Below are 16185 nucleotides of genomic sequence, written 5' to 3' on the forward strand. Positions count from 1 at the left end.
TTCCCGGCACGACGCCGAGCAGGGAGAAATCCCACATCCCGTTGTGGCTGGCACCGTCGGAGCCGGTGACACCCGCGCGATCGAGCACGACGGTGACCGGCTGCCTCAGCAGCGCCACATCCATGAGCAGTTGGTCGAAGGCGCGATTGAGGAACGTCGAGTACACCGCGACGACGGGGTGGAGCCCGCCCAGGGCCAGCCCTGCCGCCGAGGTCACGGCGTGCTGCTCGGCGATGCCCACGTCGAACATACGATCCGGGAACCGTTCACCGAACCGGGCCAGCCCGGTCGGTCCGGCCATTGCCGCGGTGATCGCGACGACATCGGTCCGTTCCTCCGCCAGCGTGAGCAGTTCGTCGGCGAAGACCGACGTCCAGTCCGGTTCGGCGGACGACGACGTCGCGCGACCGGTGCGGGGGTCCATGACGCCGGTGGCGTGCATCTGGTCGGCCACATGATTCTCGGCGGGTGCGTATCCCGCGCCCTTGCGGGTGACGACGTGCACGATGACCGGTCCCCCGTACGCCTTGGCGCGGCGCAGCGCGGATTCGAGGGCGGCCTCGTCGTGCCCGTCCACCGGGCCCATGTACTTGATGCCGAGATCGGTGAACAACACCTGCGGACTCACGGCGTCCTTGACACCGGCCTTCATCCCGTGCAGCACGGAGTACGCGGCCGACCCGATCCACGGAATCCGCTTGACGAACCGGCGGCCGTTGTCGAGGGCCTTCTCGTATCCCGGCTTCAGACGCAGCGCCGCCAGATGGTCCGCCAGACCCCCGATGGTGGGCGCGTACGAGCGACCGTTGTCGTTGACGACCATCACCACCGAGCGGTCGCCGCCCGCCGCGATGTTGTTGAGTGCCTCCCAGCACATCCCACCGGTGAGCGCACCGTCGCCGACGACGGCCACGACGGTGCGCTCCTGACCGGTCAACTCGAATGCTTTCGCGAGGCCGTCCGCGTAGGACAGTGCCGCGGACGCGTGCGAGGACTCGACCCAGTCGTGTTCGCTCTCGGCGCGCGAGGGATACCCGGAGAGCCCGCCACGCTGACGCAGTGTGTCGAAATCGCCGGTCCGACCGGTGAGGATCTTGTGGACGTAGGCCTGATGTCCGGTGTCGAACAGGATGGGGTCGCGCGGTGAGTCGAAGACACGGTGCAGGGCGAGGGTCAGTTCGACCACCCCGAGATTCGGCCCGAGGTGTCCCCCGGTCGCCGCGACCTTCTCGACGAGGAATCGGCGGATCTCACCCGCGAGTTGCGTCATCTCGCTCTGGGTGAGACCGCGCAGGTCCTCCGGCGACTGGATGCGGGACAGGACACCCAACTCGACTAGCTCCCTCCGGCTCGTGATTCGCGCGAGACCGCGCGAGCAGTTCCCTCAGTCTACGGAGCGCGGAAACACCCCGGACCGGCACGTCACCCACAGCGCGTGGCTCCGCGTGACGACCTCCGCCGTGTCGGGCGGTCGGGTCCGGGGTGGTGCACCCTGCTCGTCACACTTCGGCGGGATCCTCACGACGGTCGGTCGCGGGCGCGTCGTCGACGATGTCGATCGTGGTGCGCAACGTCCGGTTGGGGATGAGCACCACAGCCACCAGAGTCACCAGCGCGAACGCGGCGGCAACGAGGAAGAGCTTACCCGTGGCATCTCCGTAGGCCGTCATCACGACGTCCGCGACGGGCTCGGGCAACGCCTCGAGATCCAGGTTGCCGCCACTTCCCGAGCCGGACGTGTCGATCCCGAGCTTCGCGAACCCCTCGGCGGACAGCGTCGTCACGCGCGCAGCCAGGATGGACCCGAGAACCGAGACGCCGATCGCGCCACCGAACGTCCGGAAGAACGCGACCGAGCTGCTGGCCGCGCCGATGTTGCGGACGCTGACGGTGTTCTGCACCGCCAGCACCAGGTTCTGCATGAGCATGCCGGTACCGAGACCGACGACGGCGATGTAGACACCGATCAGCTGCATCGACGTCGCGTGGTCGATGGTGCCCAGGAGCGCGAACCCGACGAACTGCAGGACGGCGCCTCCGATGATGAACGGTTTCCAGTGCCCGAACCGGGTGATCAACTGACCGGACACCAACGACGACACGAGAGTGCCGAAGACCATGGGGATGGTGAGCAGACCCGCCGCGGTGGGCCCGTAGCCCCGTGCGGTCTGGAAGTACTGCGTCAGGAACGTGGTGGCACCGAACAGACCGACACCGACGGCGATGGATGCGATGATGGCCAGCGCCGTCGTCCGCTCGGTGATGATCTTCAGCGGGATGACGGGGTCGGCGACCTTCGACTCGACGATCACGGTGGCGACGAGGAGCGCGACACCGATGAGCACGTAGAGTGCGGAGTCGAGCGAGAACCACTCGTAGTAGCCCTCCTTGCCCGCGAACGACACCCAGACGAGCAGGACGCTCACGCCGGCGGTGATCAGGGTCGCACCGAGCCAGTCGATCTTCACGTCCGCCTTGCGGACCGTCGCGATCGACAGGGTGCGCTGCAGCAGGACCAGGGCGACGATTGCGATCGGCACACACACGTAGAAGCACCACCGCCACCCCAGCGGGCTGTCGACGATCACACCGCCGAGCACCGGTCCCCCGGACATCGCGACGGCCATCACGGCACCCATGTAGCCGGAGTATCGGCCGCGCTCGCGGGGCGGGATGATGCTGCCGATGATCGCGACGACGAGCGCCGTGAGACCACCCATACCGAGCCCCTGCACGACACGTGCGCCGAGCAGCACCGGGACGTTGTGCGCGAGTCCGGCGATCACCGAACCCACGACGAAGATCACGATCGAGATCTGGACGAGCAGCTTCTTGTTGAACAGGTCCGCGAGCTTGCCCCAGATCGGGGTCGATGCCGCGTTGGCCAGGAGCGCGGTGGTGATGACCCACGCGTACTGGGTCTGGGTCCCCTGCAGATCTCCGATGATCGTCGGCAGCGCGGTGGAGACGATCGTACTGCTGAGCAGCGCGGTGAACAGGGCGGCGAGGAGCCCCGCCAGCACGGCGAGGATCTCGCGATGTGTGAGCACCTGCTCGGACGTGGACACCGCTCCCGGCGGTGTCGATGCCGCACCTGCGGCGGTGGTTGCACTCATGAACAGGTCCTTTTCACATCATCTGCGGCAATGGGCGCCAAAGTGGCGGTCAATCGGTCGATCACGTCGAGGGCCCGGGTCACGTCGCCCTCCTCCCAGTCGCCGAGTCGTTCGGTGAGCCGTTCGGTCCGTCGCCGGCCGATCTGTTCGAGGGCCTCGAACCCGGCCGCCGAACAACTGATGCGGTGGGCCCGGCGATCGTCGGGGTCGGGATGCTTCTCCACCAGCCCGCGGCCGACGAGTTCGCCGATACTGCGGCTGAGCGACGACTGACTCACGTGCATTTCGCACGCGAGCTCGCTCGGCCTGCATTCCCCCAACCGAGCGAGCACGAAGAGCACACCGGCCAGCGCGTTCGGTACGAGGTCCGCGTCGTTGTGGATCAGCGCCGCGCGCAGGGTCCGGCCGAACAGGAAGATCGCGTCGGCGAGGGCGCTCGCCGTGTCGGGCTGGACTGCGGTCACACCGGATCTCCGTCCTCGGCGATAATTGATTGCGACATGCAACTATAAAGTAGTTGCATGTCGCAAGCAAATACTTCGCGAAGCGGACATACCCCCCGGGGGCGCTGGGTCAGGTCACCCCGCGCGCGGTTCAGCGCGTCAGCAGCGCCAGGCACTCCACATGGTGCGTGGACGGGAACGCGGCGAAGGCACGCAGGTCGGCGAGTTCATACCCCTGGGCGCGGTACAGACCCACGTCGCGACCGAACGAGGCGGGATCGCAGCCGATATGGATCACCCGCCGGGGACCGGCCGCGGCGAGTCTCTCGATCACACTTCTGCCGGCGCCCGCGCGGGGTGGGTCCAGCACCACCACCTCCGGTGCCGGCAACTCCCCCAGCACCCGCTCGACCCGGCCGTGCCGAAACGACACCTGCGCCAGATCGGACAGCGCTGCAGCGCCGTCGTCCACCGCGGCGCGCGACGACTCGACCGACTCGACGTGTCCCGCCGCACCGACCTGTTCCGCCAGCGCCGCAGCGAACACTCCGACCCCTCCGTACAGGTCCCACACCGTGGCCCCCGACGACGCCTGCGCCCACTCCGTCACGGTCGACGAGTACGTCGTCGCCGCGCCGCGATGCGCCTGCCAGAATCCCGTCGCGGAGAGCTGCCACCGCCGGTCCCCGACCCGCTCGACAGGCCGACCCGAGCCCTCCACCACACGCTCCGCGCGGGGCGCTCCCATCGCGGCCCGTCGCGCCGCCGCGCCCCTGCGCCCATGATTGCGACGACCGGTCGGCGACACCCGGGGAGGCGCGATCTCGACGACATGTCGATCTCCGGCGTCGTCGAGCACGACCTGCAGTTCCGAGCCCGGCTGCCACACCCGCTCGGCGAGACCCGCGTACGCGCGATCGTCGATCTGCGGGCACGTGAGTTCGGGTACCACGTCGTTGCTGCGGTACCGGCGGAACCCGGGGTTCCCGGCGACGTCCACGGCCAACCGGATCCTGCTGCGCCAGCGGGTGCCGCCCACCGAGCCACCCGGTAGCTCCTCCACGGTCACGGCCCGCTCGATCCCGCCGAGCCTGCGCAACTGCTCGGCGACGACAGCGGCGGTGAACCGGCGCTGCGCCTCCGGAGCGACGTGGGCGAGGTCGCAGCATCCGGCACCACCCGGCCCCGAGATCGGGCAGACCGGTTCGATCCGGTCCGCGGACGCCTCGAGGATCTCGACCGTGTCCGCGAAACAGAACGCGCCACCGCGGTCCTCGGTCACGACGGCGAACACCCGCTCGCCCGGCAGTCCGTGTCTCACGAACACGACCCGGCCGTCGTGGCGGGCCACGCAGAACCCCCCGTGCGCGGGAGCACCGAGAACGACCTCGATCCGCCTTCCCGACCAATCCGTACGTGCCTCGTGTTCGCGCCGGCTCACCGTGTCTCCTTCCGATCCTGCTCGTCGGCACCGGCCACGCCACCGCGCGGGGTTCCGCGATCGACGCCGCGCCGGAGCGCCCCGGGAACCGTATCGAGGCCGTCCCTCGGAACGTTCGCCGAGGACCTCAGCTGCCAGGGCACGCTGGTGACCATCACCCCCGGCTGGAACAACAACCTGCTCTTGAGCCGCAGTGCGCTCTGATTGTGCAGAATCTGCTCCCACCAGTGTCCGACGACGTACTCGGGAATGAACACCGTCACGACATCACGCGGCGAATCCCGTCGCACCCTCCGGACGTAGTCGAGTACCGGTCGGGTGATCTCGCGGTAGGGCGACTCGATGACCTTCAGCGGGACGGTGATGTCGCTGGCCTCCCACTCCCGCACCAGTCGGCGGGTGCCCGCGTCGTCGACGTTCACCGTGATCGCCTCGAGGGTGTCCGGTCGGGTCGCACGCGCGTACGCCAGTGCGCGGCGCGTGGGCATGTGCAGGGTCGACACCAGCACGATCGAATGCGTGCGACTCGGCAGGACTCCGTCCCATTCGGCGGCATCGAGTTCCGCGGCGACCCGATCGTAGTGTCGACGGACCGCCTTCATCACACCGAAGCTCACCACGATCATGAGGACCGCGATCCAGGCACCACCGGCGAACTTCGTGGCGAGCACGATCACCAGCACCGTCGTGGTCGCCACGACACCGATTCCGTTGATCGCCCGGGACCGGCTCATCCTCCGACGTTCCCGGGCATCGGTTTCGGTGCTCAACGTCCGGGTCCAATGCCGGACCATGCCCGCCTGCCCCAGACAGAACGCGACGAACACACCCACGATGTACAGCTGGATCAACTTCGTGACCTGAGCGTCGAACACCCACACGAACACGATCGCCACGCCGGACAGGAACAGGATGCCGTTGCTGAACGCGAGACGGTCGCCGCGGGTGTGCAGCTGGCGCGGCAGGTAACGGTTCTGGGCCAGTACCGACGCCAGGACCGGGAATCCACTGAAGGCGGTGTTCGCCGCGAGCACGAGGATCAACGCGGTGGCGACGGTGACCACGAAGAACGCGACGGGCAGGTCCGCGAACACGGCGTGCGCCAGCTGAGCGATCAGGGTCTTCTGCTCGTATCCCTCCGGTGCACCACGCAACTGCGTCGCCGGATGTTCGGCGACCACCACACCGAGTCGTCCCGCGAGGAACACGACGCCGAGGAACAACGTCACCGCGACGGCACCGAGCAGGAGCAAGGTTGTCGCGGCGTTGCGTGCCTTGGGCTTGCGGAACGCGGGAACGCCCGTGCTGATCGCCTCGACTCCCGTCAGCGCCGCGCACCCCGACGAGAATGCCCGAGCGACGAGGAACACGAAGGCGATCGCGGTGAGATCGGACTGCTCGGCGACCAGTTCGAAGCCTGCCGATTCGGCGCGCACGTCGCGGCCCAGCACGAGGATCTGCACCAGACCCCACACGATCATGACCACCATCGCGACCATGAACGCGTATGTGGGGATCGCGAAGGCCGTTCCGGCCTCCCGCATCCCGCGCAGGTTGACGGCGGTGAGCAACGCGATCACGGCCACCGCGAACAACACCTTGTGCTGGGCGACGAAGGGCACCGCCGACCCGATGTTCGCGGCGGCCGACGAGATCGAGACCGCGAGGATGAGTACGTAGTCGACGAGCAGCGCGCTCCCGACCGTCAGACCGGCGGTGGCACCGAGGTTCTTCGTCGCCACCTCGTAGTCTCCACCGCCCGACGGATACGCGCGGACCGTCTGCCGGTAGCTGGCGACCACGACAACCAGAACCACGGCGACGGCGAGCCCCACCCACGGGGTGAACGCATACGCGGACAGACCCGCGACCGACAGGACGAGGAAGATCTCTTCCGGCGCGTACGCGATCGACGACAACGCATCGGACGCGAACACCGGCAATGCGATCCGTTTGGGTAGCAGCGTGTCTCCGAGCGTGTCGCTGCGAAACGGCCGCCCGAGCAGCAGCCGCTTCGTGGCGGTCGAGAGCTTGGACACGCGCCCAGCCTATGCCGTCGACCGTCACGGCCGCTCGACAGTCCGGCCGTCGCGTCGATCCGGCGACACCCCTTCCCGAACAAGTCCGGCACGCCCTTCCGCAGTTGCGGTGCGGGAGCGGTACGGTTTCGGTTCGTCGGCCGGTACCCGGACCGGCCGGTGATGCGACCGACCCGACACCCGGCGCGATCGCAATGCACTCGACGAAGGGAGTCGGTCCGTGTACATGGTGATCATGGGCTGCGGGAGGGTCGGATCCTCCGTCGCCACCGCTCTCTCCCGCCTCGGCCACGACGTCGCCGTCATCGACCGCGACGAGGGCGCGTTCCTGAGGCTCGGACCGGACTTCGGGGGCCGCACCGTCGTCGGCATGGGATTCGACAGGGAGGTCCTCGTGCACGCCGGGATCGAGCGGGCCGACGCGTTCGCCGCGGTGTCGTCGGGCGACAACTCCAACATCATCTCGGCGCGTGTCGCCCGCGAGACGTTCGGTGTCGAACGGGTCGTCGCCCGCATCTACGACGCGAAACGCGCCGCGGTGTACGAACGTCTGGGCATCCCCACCGTCGCGACCGTGCCGTGGACGACCGACCGGTTGCTGCACGCCCTCACCCAGGAGAGCGAGTCCGCGCGGTGGCGCGATCCGACGGGATCGGTGGCGGTGGTCGGCGTGAACGTGCACGAGGACTGGATCGGACGGAAGGTCGTCGACCTCGAAGAAGCGACCTCGGCCCGGGTGGCGTTCGTCATCCGATTCGGTGCCGGTGTGCTTCCCGACCGCAGGACGGTGATCCAGGCCGATGATCAGATCTATCTCGCGGCCGTGTCCGGTTCGGTCGCCGAATCCATCGCGCGTGCCGAGAACCCGCCCGTCGACGACGAGTGACACCGGCTTCGACCGAGAGGACTACGTCATGAAGGTTGCCATCGCAGGTGCCGGCGCCGTCGGGCGATCCATCGCACGCGAACTGGTCCGCAACGCTCACGAGGTGATGCTCGTCGAGCGCAAGTTCGACCACATCGAACCCGACGCCGTTCCCGAGGCACGGTGGGTGCACGGCGATGCGTGCGAACTCAGCCTGCTGGAGAACTCCGGCCTCGAGAACTACGACGTGGTGATTGCCGCGACCGGTGACGACAAGGCCAATCTGGTGCTGAGCCTGCTCGCAACCACCGAGTTCGGCGTCGCTCGGGTCGTGGCCCGCGTCAACGACCCCCGCAACGAATGGCTGTTCGACGAATCGTGGGGTGTGGACGTGGCCGTGTCCACCCCGCGCATGCTCGCATCCCTGGTCGAGGAGGCGGTCACCGTCGGCGATCTGGTGCGACTGATGACGCTGCGCAAGGGCGCGAACCTGATCGAGATCACCCTGCCGGACACGACCGCGCTCGCCGGGAAACCCGTCCGCAAGCTCCGACTCCCCCGAGATGCGGCACTCGTGACGATTCTCCGCGGTGAACGGGTGATCGTCCCGCAACCCGACGATCCGCTCGAAGGTGGCGACGAACTGCTGTTCGTCGCCGCGGAGGAGGTCGAGGAGGAACTGCGCGATGTGATCGAACGCTGACCCGCGGCCGGGGCCGGAGCCCGCCGGTCAGTTCCGATCTTCCTCGCCGACCGTCTTCTCCGCCTCGTCGGGTGCCGGTTCGACGAGGCGATCGGCGCGGCGCACCGCCCACAGCGTCACCAACAGCGCCACCGCGGTCAACGGCCAGCCCATCCCGATCCGAGCGACCGCGAGCCACCCGGTGCGATCCTCGTCGTACAGATGGTTCTGCACCAGATAGCGCGCCACGAACACCACTGCCCACGCCCCGGTCGCCACGTCATAGGCACGCACCGCGTCGCGGTGGGTACGCCACCGGGACCCCTGCCCGTTGAGCATCCCCCAGACGACGCCGACCAGGGGTCGTCGCACGAGCACGGACAGGACGAAGGCGCCGCCGTACACGAGGCTCGCGTAGATGCCGAACAGGAAGTATCCCTTGGCGTCGCCGGTCCGATACGCGATGAACGCGCACACCGCCACCCCGATGAAACCGGAGATCGCGGGCTGGACGGGGGTGCGGCGAACCAGACGCCACACGAGCACCCCGCAGGCGACCGCCACCGCCGTCCAGATGGCGACGGTCAGACCCCACAGACTGTTGGCGGGCACGAACACCAGCACGGGCAGCGTCGAGTACACCAACCCGCTGATGCCACCGAGTTGTTCGAGGAGGGTCTGCTCGCGGGGTTCGCGCGCATCCACGGGTTCGCTCACGTCTGCGGGGTTACTCACATCTACGAGGGTGCCACAGCGACGCGGGGAACCCGTCGCCGATCGTGTCGACGGCACGGCCGATCAGGCCGGGTCACGCAACTCGTAGTAGGGGTTGTAGATCACCTTCCGGCCGTCGCGTTCACCGACTCGACCGCGGATCTGCAGGGTCCGGCCGGGCTCGATACCGGGAATGCGGCGACGCCCGATCCACACCAGCAGGATCGAATCGGTACCGTCGAAGAACTCGGCCTCCACGGTGGGAGCCGAGGCCTTGGAACCCGATTCCACGCTGCGGAGCCGACCGAACATGGTGACTTCCTGCCCTCGCGTACAGGACACCACGGGAAGCGCACCGGTCGCCTGCGACGACTCGGCCATCTCCTCGGCGTCGAGATCTTCGAGGTCCTCCGTGAGTCGACGGGTGATCCGGCGGATGTACCCGGCTGCGGCGGATGCCATAACGCGCTCCTGAAACGGGCAGCACGGATCTCGTGCCGCGACACTTCTTCCGATCGCCACTGTAGACCCATTCGGTGCCCACGCCACCATACCGGTTCCACCCATCGCAGAGACGTTCGGCAGTATCGGCATCATGAACTCCGACGAGCGTGCCGGACCGGCACTGCGCCCCGTTGTCACGGTCCCTGTCGCGTCCACAGCCGTGGTTCTACCGGGAACGGGTTCCGATGCGATCTTCGCCGACCGCGCGTTCTCGGGACCGCTGCGTCGACGCGGAATCCGCACGATCCCCGTCGAGCCGGATCCGCGCGGGGTCGTCGCCGGCTATCTCGATGCCATGGATCGCGCAGCGTCCGCCGAACCGATCCTCGTCGGCGGCGTGTCGATCGGTGCCGCGGTGGCCCTCCAGTGGGCGGCGGCGAACCCCGACAGGGTGTCCGGTGTACTGGCGGCACTGCCCGCGTGGACGGGCGACCCCGCCCACGCGCCCGCGGCCGCCAGCGCGCGCTGGACCGCGGCACAGCTGCGGGAACACGGGCTCGACGCCGTCACCGCCACGATGGTGGCATCGAGCCCGGCGTGGCTCGGTGTGGAGCTGAGCCGTTCGTGGGCGTCCCAGTGGCCCGATCTGCCGCTCGCCTTGGACGAGGCATCCACCTACTCGGGCCTCGACGTCACCGTACTGCGCGCGGTTGCGGTTCCGGTGGGGATCACCGGCGCGATCGACGACGCCGTGCATCCGATCGAGGTCGCACGGCGCTGGGCGTCGGAGTTGGCCTGCGCGCATCTGTCGACGGTGTCGCTCGCCGACGTCGGCACCGATCCCGCGGTACTCGGCGACGGGTGCCTCGACGCGCTCGCGCGCGCGGCCGGTCCGAGGCACCTGCGCACCCCGTGACCGCCGACGGGTCAGAAGCCGAGTTGCTGCATGGCCGAGCCCGAACCACCGCGGCGCGGGGGCTGCGGCGGCCGCACCGGCTGCGGCGCGGGTTGCCCCTGAGGCGCCACCGCCCGCTGTTCGCCGGTCGCCGGCGCGGCCTGCGCCGACTGCTGCTGGCGGGCAGCCATCTGCTGTTGCTGTTGTTGTTGCGCGGCGGCGAGCTGATCCGCCAGTGACTTCGGCAATACCACAGGCAGCGGCGTGCGGACGGGGTGCGGTTCGGTTCCGCGCCGGACCACGGTGTCGGCGATCACGGCACGCGCGATCGCGGTGAGCGGTGCGTTCGCTGCCGTCGATCCCGCCGGACCGGCGACGACGCACCGGATCATCCAACGGTATCCGTCGACGCCGATGAAGCGCAGGTCGGCGTTCGGGGCACTCGCGTGCAGTTCCCGACCCCACGGCCCGGTCTCCACGCTGACCGTCGCGTTGTCGTTGCGCAGTGTCTCGGACAGTTCCGCAGCGACCTCCCGCCATTGACCGGGTGACTTCGGTGCGGCATAGGCCGACACGGTGATCCGCCCGTGCTGTGTCACGAGGTGCACGGCCTGAGGCGCGCCGGTGGGTGCCATCTCGACCTGGATCTGGCCGCCCTGCGGAATGGGTAGCAGCACCGACCCCAGGTCCAGGCGCGACCCGATGGCGTCCTCGCCGATGTCGTCGATGTCGTGGGGGCCGCCGTCCCGGTCGTCGTCGGCGACCGTGTCGGTACCGGTGTCGCGCACCGATTCGTCCTCGCGCATCTTCCTGCGTCGTCCGAACATGTCAGGAGCCTTCCTTCACCAGTCCCGCGTGCCCACCGCTCGAGCCGTATCCGCCGCTGCCGCGTGAGGTGTCGTCGAGTTCGTCGACCTCGATGAAGTCGACGAGCTCCACCTTCTGGACCAGGAGCTGCGCGATCCGGTCGCCGCGACGCACGTCGATCGGGCGTTCGGGGTCGTGGTTGACCAGGCACACCTTGATCTCTCCACGATATCCGGCATCGACGGTGCCCGGTGCGTTGACGATCGACAGGCCGAACTTGGCCGCGAGTCCCGATCGGGGGTGGATCAGTCCGACCGTTCCGTACGGGAGGGCGACCGCGATCCCGGTTCCGACGAGCATCCGTCGGCCCGGTTCGATGGTCACGTCGACGGTGGAACACAGGTCGACACCGGCGTCACCGGGGTGGGCGCGGCTCGGCAGCGGGATGCCCGGGTCGAGTCGACGCATCGGGATGGGAGCAAGGTCGGTCACGAGGACCGAGACTACCTTCCGCGCGGGTTCGCCCGGTGTCGTCCCGGGGTGACCGGTGGCAGCGGCGCGGCACCGACGCCGGGCGTGCACGAGAAGCGACTATCCTGGGCCGTGTGTCTGAATCCTCTCGTCCCGCTACCGTGGCCGGCCCCGTGAGCGCCGGTGCGGCGTACTCCGAACGGATGTGGGTGCCGCTGTGGTGGTGGCCCATCGGAATCGGTGTCGCAGCGCTGCTCGCCGCCGAACTCCACATGGGCGCGCCCGGTCTGTACGCGTGGCTCCCCTACGTCGTACTGATCCCCTGTGCTGTGTGGGCGCTCGTGTGGATGTCCCGCCATCGTGTCGAGGTCGTCGGGGGTGAACTCCGGGTGGGTCGCGCCCACCTGCCCGTGGAGGTGATCGCGCGGGGGGTGGCGGTGCCCGCCTCCGCGAAGAGCGCCGCACTCGGGCGGCAACTGGATCCCGCCGCGTACGTGCAGCACCGCCCGTGGGTCAAGACCATGGCGTTGATCGTCCTCGACGACCCCGACGACCCGACGCCCTACTGGTTGGTCAGTACCCGACGACCCGCAGCCCTGCTCGAGGCACTCGGATGCAGCGGCTCCGAGGTATCGGGCACCGAGGTGTCCGGCGACACCGGCGAGCGCTGACCAGGGGTATCGGAACGCACCGACCCGCCTCTTCTCCGAGGCGGGCGCGGGGCATCTGCCGGCCGCCTCAGCGGCGGCCGGATCCGGCCGGCCGGGCGGGCTGCGCGCCGGCGGGGCCGGTCAGGCTGCGCGCCGGCGGGGCCGGTCAGGCTGCGCACCGGCGGGGCCGGTCAGGCTGCGCGCCGGCGGGGCCGGTCAGGCTGCGCACCGGCGGGGCCGGTCAGGCTGCGCACCGGCGGGGCCGGTCAGGCTGCGCGCCGGCGGGGCCGGTCAGGCTGCGCAGTCCCGGCAGATCGGTCGACCGTTCACCTCGCTCGCGAGTCGGCTGCGGTGATGTACCAGGAAGCAGCTCGAACATGTGAACTCGTCGGCCTGCTTCGGCACCACCCGCACCGACAGTTCCTCACCCGAGAGGTCCGCTCCGGGCAGTTCGAACGATTCCGCGGTATCCGATTCGTCGACGTCGACGGACGCGGATTGCGCTTCGTTGCGGCGCGCCTTCAGTTCCTCGAGTGAATCCTCCGACACATCGTCGCTGTCGGTCCGCCGCGGTGCGTCGTAGTCAGTCGCCATGTCCTCTTACCTCTAGTCCTCGTACGGGATGCTCGACTCGGGAACACCGGTGGGTACTCCCGGGCAGGCAACGCCCGACCTCGTGGTGAAGTTCCACGGGGCGTGGCCGGATCTCGTCCATACCCGAAAACTCCGATCCCGAACCCTGTCGTGTCGTTGCCGGACGACGTGGGCCGCAGAACAATAGCCGACCACACGACGAAATATGCAATCGATTCACGGTCGCGCCCGAATCGTCGAGCAATCGACACCAACAACCGACCGTCCCGTGACATTCCTGGCGGCGTAGGCCTGCGCCGAACCGGTGCTCCGGACCTCTACAGTGAACCTCGCATCGTTCGGAACGATGCGAGACGAAAGGCGGGGTGGCGTGGTTTCCCTGATCACCGAAGGCAGTGCGACGGACGAGCGTGGCCGGCCCTTCTCTCGGCGCCGGGCCGTCCCGGCCGCGATCGTCGGATGTGTACTCGCGGTCACGACCGTGGTCGTGTGGACGACGGTGTTCACCGGCTCCGAGCCGGAGACCGAGACGGTGGCCTGCCCCGCCCCTCCGACGGCCGCCGACGAACCCGGTGAGCAGGTCCCCGCGCCGGCGGGGCAGGTCGTCGACCGGTCGACCCTCGTCGACATCGATCCCGCGCCACTGGCCGCCACTCGTGTGCGCGTCTACAACGCGAACGGCGAGCGCGGACAGGCGAGCAACGTTGCCGCGGAACTGAGCGACTACGGGTTCGCGAGCGCCCCGGATGTCCAGGCCGGCAACGATCCGGTGTATGTCGACCAGAACATGCAGTGTCACGGCCAGATCCGTTTCGGGGAGTCCGGCCGCGCGGCCGCGAACACGGTCCGCCTCGTTGCTCCGTGTGCCGAGCTGGTTCTGGACGCCCGCCCCGACGACACGATCGATCTCGCTCTGGGCACCTATTTCAAGGATCTGTCCGTCGGCGCGGATGCCGAGGAGTTGCTGCGCACGCTCCGTGACGCCCCTGTCGGCGACCGGTCCGCACCGCTCGACGTCGATCTTCTGGACGCGGCGCTCGCCGCGAAATGCTGAAATCCCGAGAATGCCCGAATTTTCCGATAATTCTCGTTCGGGCGGAAATCAGCGATGAGCATCGGTTTCCGGTCGATTGCCCGATTTCATTCGGGAATCGGCGAATCCGCGCCGATTTCGGCGAGCGCCGCGGCCATCGAACGGGCAATTCCCGGTGCTGCCGCAACGGTGATCTCCCCCGCATCGCCGAATCCGTCGGGCAGGCGCACCACCGCTCCCGCCTCGGATGCGATCAGGGCACCCGCCGCCCAGTCCCACGGGTTGAGGCCGTGCTCGTAGTGCGCGTCGACCCGCCCCGACGCCACCATGCACAGATCCAGGGCTGCCGCCCCGATCCGTCGGATGTCGCGGACCCGCGGTAGGAGTTCCGCGAGGAGCTCGCCCTGCCGCGCTCGGCGTCGCGCCGAGTACGAGAATCCCGTCGCGACGAGAGCCAGCCCGAGATCGGTGACCGGGTTGCATCCCAGATCCGTCACCTCGCCGGTGACAGCCGTGCGTGTCGCGCCGTGCCCCAGTGCCGCCGAGTACGTCTCCCCCGAGGTGACGTCCACGACCGCACCCGCCACGGTGACGCCGTCGACGCGAGCAGCCACCGAGACCGCGCTGGCAGGGATCCCGTACACGAAGTTGACCGTGCCGTCGATGGGGTCGACCACCCACTGCACCCCGCCACCCGCGCTCGTTCCCGTGCCGCTCTCCTCCCCGAGGAACCCGTCTCCCGGACGCACCCGTTCGAGATGCCTCCGGATCAGTTCCTCGCACTCGGTGTCGACGACGGTCACGGGGTCCGTCGCCGTCGACTTGGTGCTCACCGATCCGGCACCCGACCCCGTGCCGGTCGGCGGGAACAGTTCGGCGCGACGGGACCGCGCGTGCCGTGCAGCATCGCGGGCCACCTCGACCGCGAGGGCACGCAGCGCGCACGGGTCGGTTGCTTCGGGGCGGGAGAATTCTGCGGTGTCCGGCATGCCCCCATCCGAACACAGCGGGGCGGGCAGCACCACGGGACCACCCACACCACCCTCGCGGCACGCCGAAACGCACTATCGTTGCGGCACCGGCTTTGCGGGACTTCACTTCTCCAGAGAGCGAGTGTGCGATGACAGAAACGACCCCCCGGCGTGCACCTTCGATTCCCGGCGATGTCGGATTCGGTGTCGACGTCGGCGGGAGCGGCATCAAGGGCGGGCTCGTCGATCTCACCACCGGAGCACTGATCGGTGAGCGCATCAAGATTCTCACTCCCCACCCGTCCGTACCGGAGGCCGTGGCGTCGACCATTGTCGAGATCGTCACCCGGGCGGGCTGGGACGGGCCGGTCGGTGTGACCCTGCCCAGTGTCGTCACCGCGGGGATTGCGCGGACCGCCGCGAACATCGATCCGTCGTGGATCGGCACGGACGCGCGGGCGCTGCTGTCGCGAGCCCTCGACGGCCGGGCCGTGTCGGTGCTCAACGACGCCGACGCCGCGGGGATCGCCGAAGATCGTTTCGGCGCGGCGAAGGACACCCCGGGAGTCGTCATCCTGCTCACGTTCGGCACCGGCATCGGCTCCGCGGTGCTCCACAACGGCGTGCTGCTGCCCAATACCGAATTCGGACACATGGAGGTCGGCGGCGCCGAGGCCGAGCACCGCGCGGCATCGTCGGTCAAGGAGAAGCGCGACTGGTCGTACAAGCGGTGGGCGAAAGAGGTGTCGGCCGTCCTCGAACGCTTCGAGGCGTTGCTGTGGCCCGACCTGTTCATCGCGGGTGGCGGCATCAGCCGCAAACACGACAAGTGGATCCCGCTCCTGACCAACACCACGCCCGTCGTCCCGGCCGAACTGCGCAACACCGCCGGAATCGTCGGCGCCGCCTACGCCGCTGAAACGGGCATTGCACCCTGAGTCCCGGACATCCTCCGTCACGGGGATCGTTACAATGGTCCACAGCCGGCCGCGACCGGCCTGATCCCGACAGACCTCTCCG

The 16185-nt window shown here is 68.8% G+C and carries 17 protein-coding genes; 6 read left to right on the forward strand and 11 right to left on the reverse strand.

Annotated features, from left to right (window positions below):
• From dxs to LDQ05_RS04565, 5 genes are all read right to left on the reverse strand, one after another.
• Positions 1 to 1330: 1-deoxy-D-xylulose-5-phosphate synthase (dxs, locus tag LDQ05_RS04545; RefSeq protein ID WP_226435702.1), on the reverse strand; the 1330-nt coding region annotated here is incomplete at its 3' end.
• Positions 1331 to 1499: 169 nt separating this feature from the next.
• Positions 1500 to 3116: an MDR family MFS transporter gene (locus LDQ05_RS04550; RefSeq protein WP_226435703.1), complete on the reverse strand. Its 1617-nt coding sequence runs from the start codon at positions 3114 to 3116 to the stop codon at positions 1500 to 1502.
• On the reverse strand, positions 3113 to 3580 hold the full coding sequence (locus LDQ05_RS04555) for a MarR family winged helix-turn-helix transcriptional regulator (protein WP_226435704.1): 468 nt from the start codon (positions 3578 to 3580) through the stop codon (positions 3113 to 3115). Before LDQ05_RS04555 ends, LDQ05_RS04550 begins: the two co-directional genes overlap by 4 nt.
• A 130-nt stretch (positions 3581 to 3710) precedes the next feature.
• The gene (locus LDQ05_RS04560) at positions 3711 to 5000 is read right to left on the reverse strand and encodes a class I SAM-dependent RNA methyltransferase (protein WP_226435705.1); all 1290 of its coding nucleotides are present in this window, start codon (positions 4998 to 5000) and stop codon (positions 3711 to 3713) included.
• Positions 4997 to 7039: an APC family permease gene (locus tag LDQ05_RS04565; RefSeq protein ID WP_226435706.1), complete on the reverse strand. Its 2043-nt coding sequence runs from the start codon at positions 7037 to 7039 to the stop codon at positions 4997 to 4999. The genes LDQ05_RS04560 and LDQ05_RS04565 overlap by 4 nt, the downstream gene beginning before the upstream one ends.
• A gap of 220 nt (positions 7040 to 7259) precedes the next feature.
• On the opposite strand from LDQ05_RS04565, the gene LDQ05_RS04570 reads away from it, so the two are divergent.
• Both LDQ05_RS04570 and LDQ05_RS04575 read left to right on the forward strand, forming a co-directional pair.
• On the forward strand, positions 7260 to 7925 hold the full coding sequence (locus tag LDQ05_RS04570; RefSeq protein ID WP_226435707.1) for a potassium channel family protein: 666 nt from the start codon (positions 7260 to 7262) through the stop codon (positions 7923 to 7925).
• A 28-nt stretch (positions 7926 to 7953) separates the two neighbouring features.
• Positions 7954 to 8607: a potassium channel family protein gene (locus LDQ05_RS04575; protein ID WP_226435708.1), complete on the forward strand. Its 654-nt coding sequence runs from the start codon at positions 7954 to 7956 to the stop codon at positions 8605 to 8607.
• 27 nt (positions 8608 to 8634) lie between these two features.
• On the opposite strand, the gene LDQ05_RS04580 is transcribed toward LDQ05_RS04575, so the two are convergent.
• Both LDQ05_RS04580 and LDQ05_RS04585 read right to left on the reverse strand, forming a co-directional pair.
• Positions 8635 to 9321: a DUF3159 domain-containing protein gene (locus tag LDQ05_RS04580; protein ID WP_226435709.1), complete on the reverse strand. Its 687-nt coding sequence runs from the start codon at positions 9319 to 9321 to the stop codon at positions 8635 to 8637.
• Between the two features lie 63 nt (positions 9322 to 9384).
• On the reverse strand, positions 9385 to 9762 hold the full coding sequence (locus tag LDQ05_RS04585; RefSeq protein WP_226435710.1) for an OB-fold nucleic acid binding domain-containing protein: 378 nt from the start codon (positions 9760 to 9762) through the stop codon (positions 9385 to 9387).
• A gap of 133 nt (positions 9763 to 9895) precedes the next feature.
• On the opposite strand from LDQ05_RS04585, the gene LDQ05_RS04590 reads away from it, so the two are divergent.
• Positions 9896 to 10660 carry an alpha/beta hydrolase gene (locus LDQ05_RS04590; RefSeq protein ID WP_226435711.1) on the forward strand — a complete coding sequence of 255 codons (765 nt, stop codon included), beginning with the start codon at positions 9896 to 9898 and terminating at the stop codon, positions 10658 to 10660.
• A gap of 11 nt (positions 10661 to 10671) precedes the next feature.
• Here the strand turns inward: LDQ05_RS04590 and LDQ05_RS04595 are convergent, their stop codons facing one another.
• On the reverse strand, positions 10672 to 11466 hold the full coding sequence (locus LDQ05_RS04595; protein ID WP_226435712.1) for a DUF3710 domain-containing protein: 795 nt from the start codon (positions 11464 to 11466) through the stop codon (positions 10672 to 10674).
• Position 11467: 1 nt separating this feature from the next.
• Positions 11468 to 11914, reverse strand: coding sequence for a dUTP diphosphatase (gene dut / locus LDQ05_RS04600; protein WP_226435780.1), 447 nt, complete (start codon positions 11912 to 11914; stop codon positions 11468 to 11470).
• A gap of 206 nt (positions 11915 to 12120) precedes the next feature.
• Here dut and LDQ05_RS04605 point away from each other — a divergent pair, with 206 nt between their 5' ends.
• Positions 12121 to 12588: a DUF3093 domain-containing protein gene (locus LDQ05_RS04605; protein ID WP_226435781.1), complete on the forward strand. Its 468-nt coding sequence runs from the start codon at positions 12121 to 12123 to the stop codon at positions 12586 to 12588.
• Positions 12589 to 12858: 270 nt separating this feature from the next.
• On the opposite strand, the gene LDQ05_RS04610 is transcribed toward LDQ05_RS04605, so the two are convergent.
• On the reverse strand, positions 12859 to 13161 hold the full coding sequence (locus tag LDQ05_RS04610; RefSeq protein WP_226435713.1) for a DUF4193 domain-containing protein: 303 nt from the start codon (positions 13159 to 13161) through the stop codon (positions 12859 to 12861).
• A 370-nt stretch (positions 13162 to 13531) separates the two neighbouring features.
• Here LDQ05_RS04610 and cei point away from each other — a divergent pair, with 370 nt between their 5' ends.
• Positions 13532 to 14215 (forward strand): envelope integrity protein Cei, encoded by a 684-nt coding sequence (cei, locus tag LDQ05_RS04615; protein WP_226435714.1) that lies wholly within the window; start codon positions 13532 to 13534, stop codon positions 14213 to 14215.
• 86 nt (positions 14216 to 14301) lie between these two features.
• Here cei and LDQ05_RS04620 read toward each other — a convergent pair whose 3' ends face one another.
• On the reverse strand, positions 14302 to 15183 hold the full coding sequence (locus LDQ05_RS04620; RefSeq protein WP_226435715.1) for an inositol monophosphatase family protein: 882 nt from the start codon (positions 15181 to 15183) through the stop codon (positions 14302 to 14304).
• Positions 15184 to 15314: 131 nt separating this feature from the next.
• Here LDQ05_RS04620 and ppgK point away from each other — a divergent pair, with 131 nt between their 5' ends.
• On the forward strand, positions 15315 to 16103 hold the full coding sequence (ppgK, locus tag LDQ05_RS04625) for a polyphosphate--glucose phosphotransferase (protein ID WP_226435716.1): 789 nt from the start codon (positions 15315 to 15317) through the stop codon (positions 16101 to 16103).
• The last annotated feature ends 82 nt before the right edge of the window (positions 16104 to 16185 follow it).

It is taken from the genome of Rhodococcus yananensis (assembly GCF_020515525.1).
Taxonomy (GTDB): Bacteria; Actinomycetota; Actinomycetes; order Mycobacteriales; family Mycobacteriaceae; genus Rhodococcus; species Rhodococcus yananensis.

Coding starts and splice junctions, on each gene's coding strand:
- dut (WP_226435780.1), bottom strand. CDS start 11,914: ATGCGTCGACTCGACCCGGGCATCCCGCTGCCGAGCCGCGCCCACCCC.
- LDQ05_RS04620 (WP_226435715.1), bottom strand. CDS start 15,183: ATGCCGGACACCGCAGAATTCTCCCGCCCCGAAGCAACCGACCCGTGC.
- LDQ05_RS04575 (WP_226435708.1), top strand. CDS start 7,954: ATGAAGGTTGCCATCGCAGGTGCCGGCGCCGTCGGGCGATCCATCGCA.
- LDQ05_RS04590 (WP_226435711.1), top strand. CDS start 9,896: ATGAACTCCGACGAGCGTGCCGGACCGGCACTGCGCCCCGTTGTCACG.
- LDQ05_RS04610 (WP_226435713.1), bottom strand. CDS start 13,161: ATGGCGACTGACTACGACGCACCGCGGCGGACCGACAGCGACGATGTG.
- LDQ05_RS04595 (WP_226435712.1), bottom strand. CDS start 11,466: ATGTTCGGACGACGCAGGAAGATGCGCGAGGACGAATCGGTGCGCGAC.
- ppgK (WP_226435716.1), top strand. CDS start 15,315: ATGACAGAAACGACCCCCCGGCGTGCACCTTCGATTCCCGGCGATGTC.
- LDQ05_RS04585 (WP_226435710.1), bottom strand. CDS start 9,762: ATGGCATCCGCCGCAGCCGGGTACATCCGCCGGATCACCCGTCGACTC.
- LDQ05_RS04550 (WP_226435703.1), bottom strand. CDS start 3,116: ATGAGTGCAACCACCGCCGCAGGTGCGGCATCGACACCGCCGGGAGCG.
- LDQ05_RS04605 (WP_226435781.1), top strand. CDS start 12,121: ATGTGGGTGCCGCTGTGGTGGTGGCCCATCGGAATCGGTGTCGCAGCG.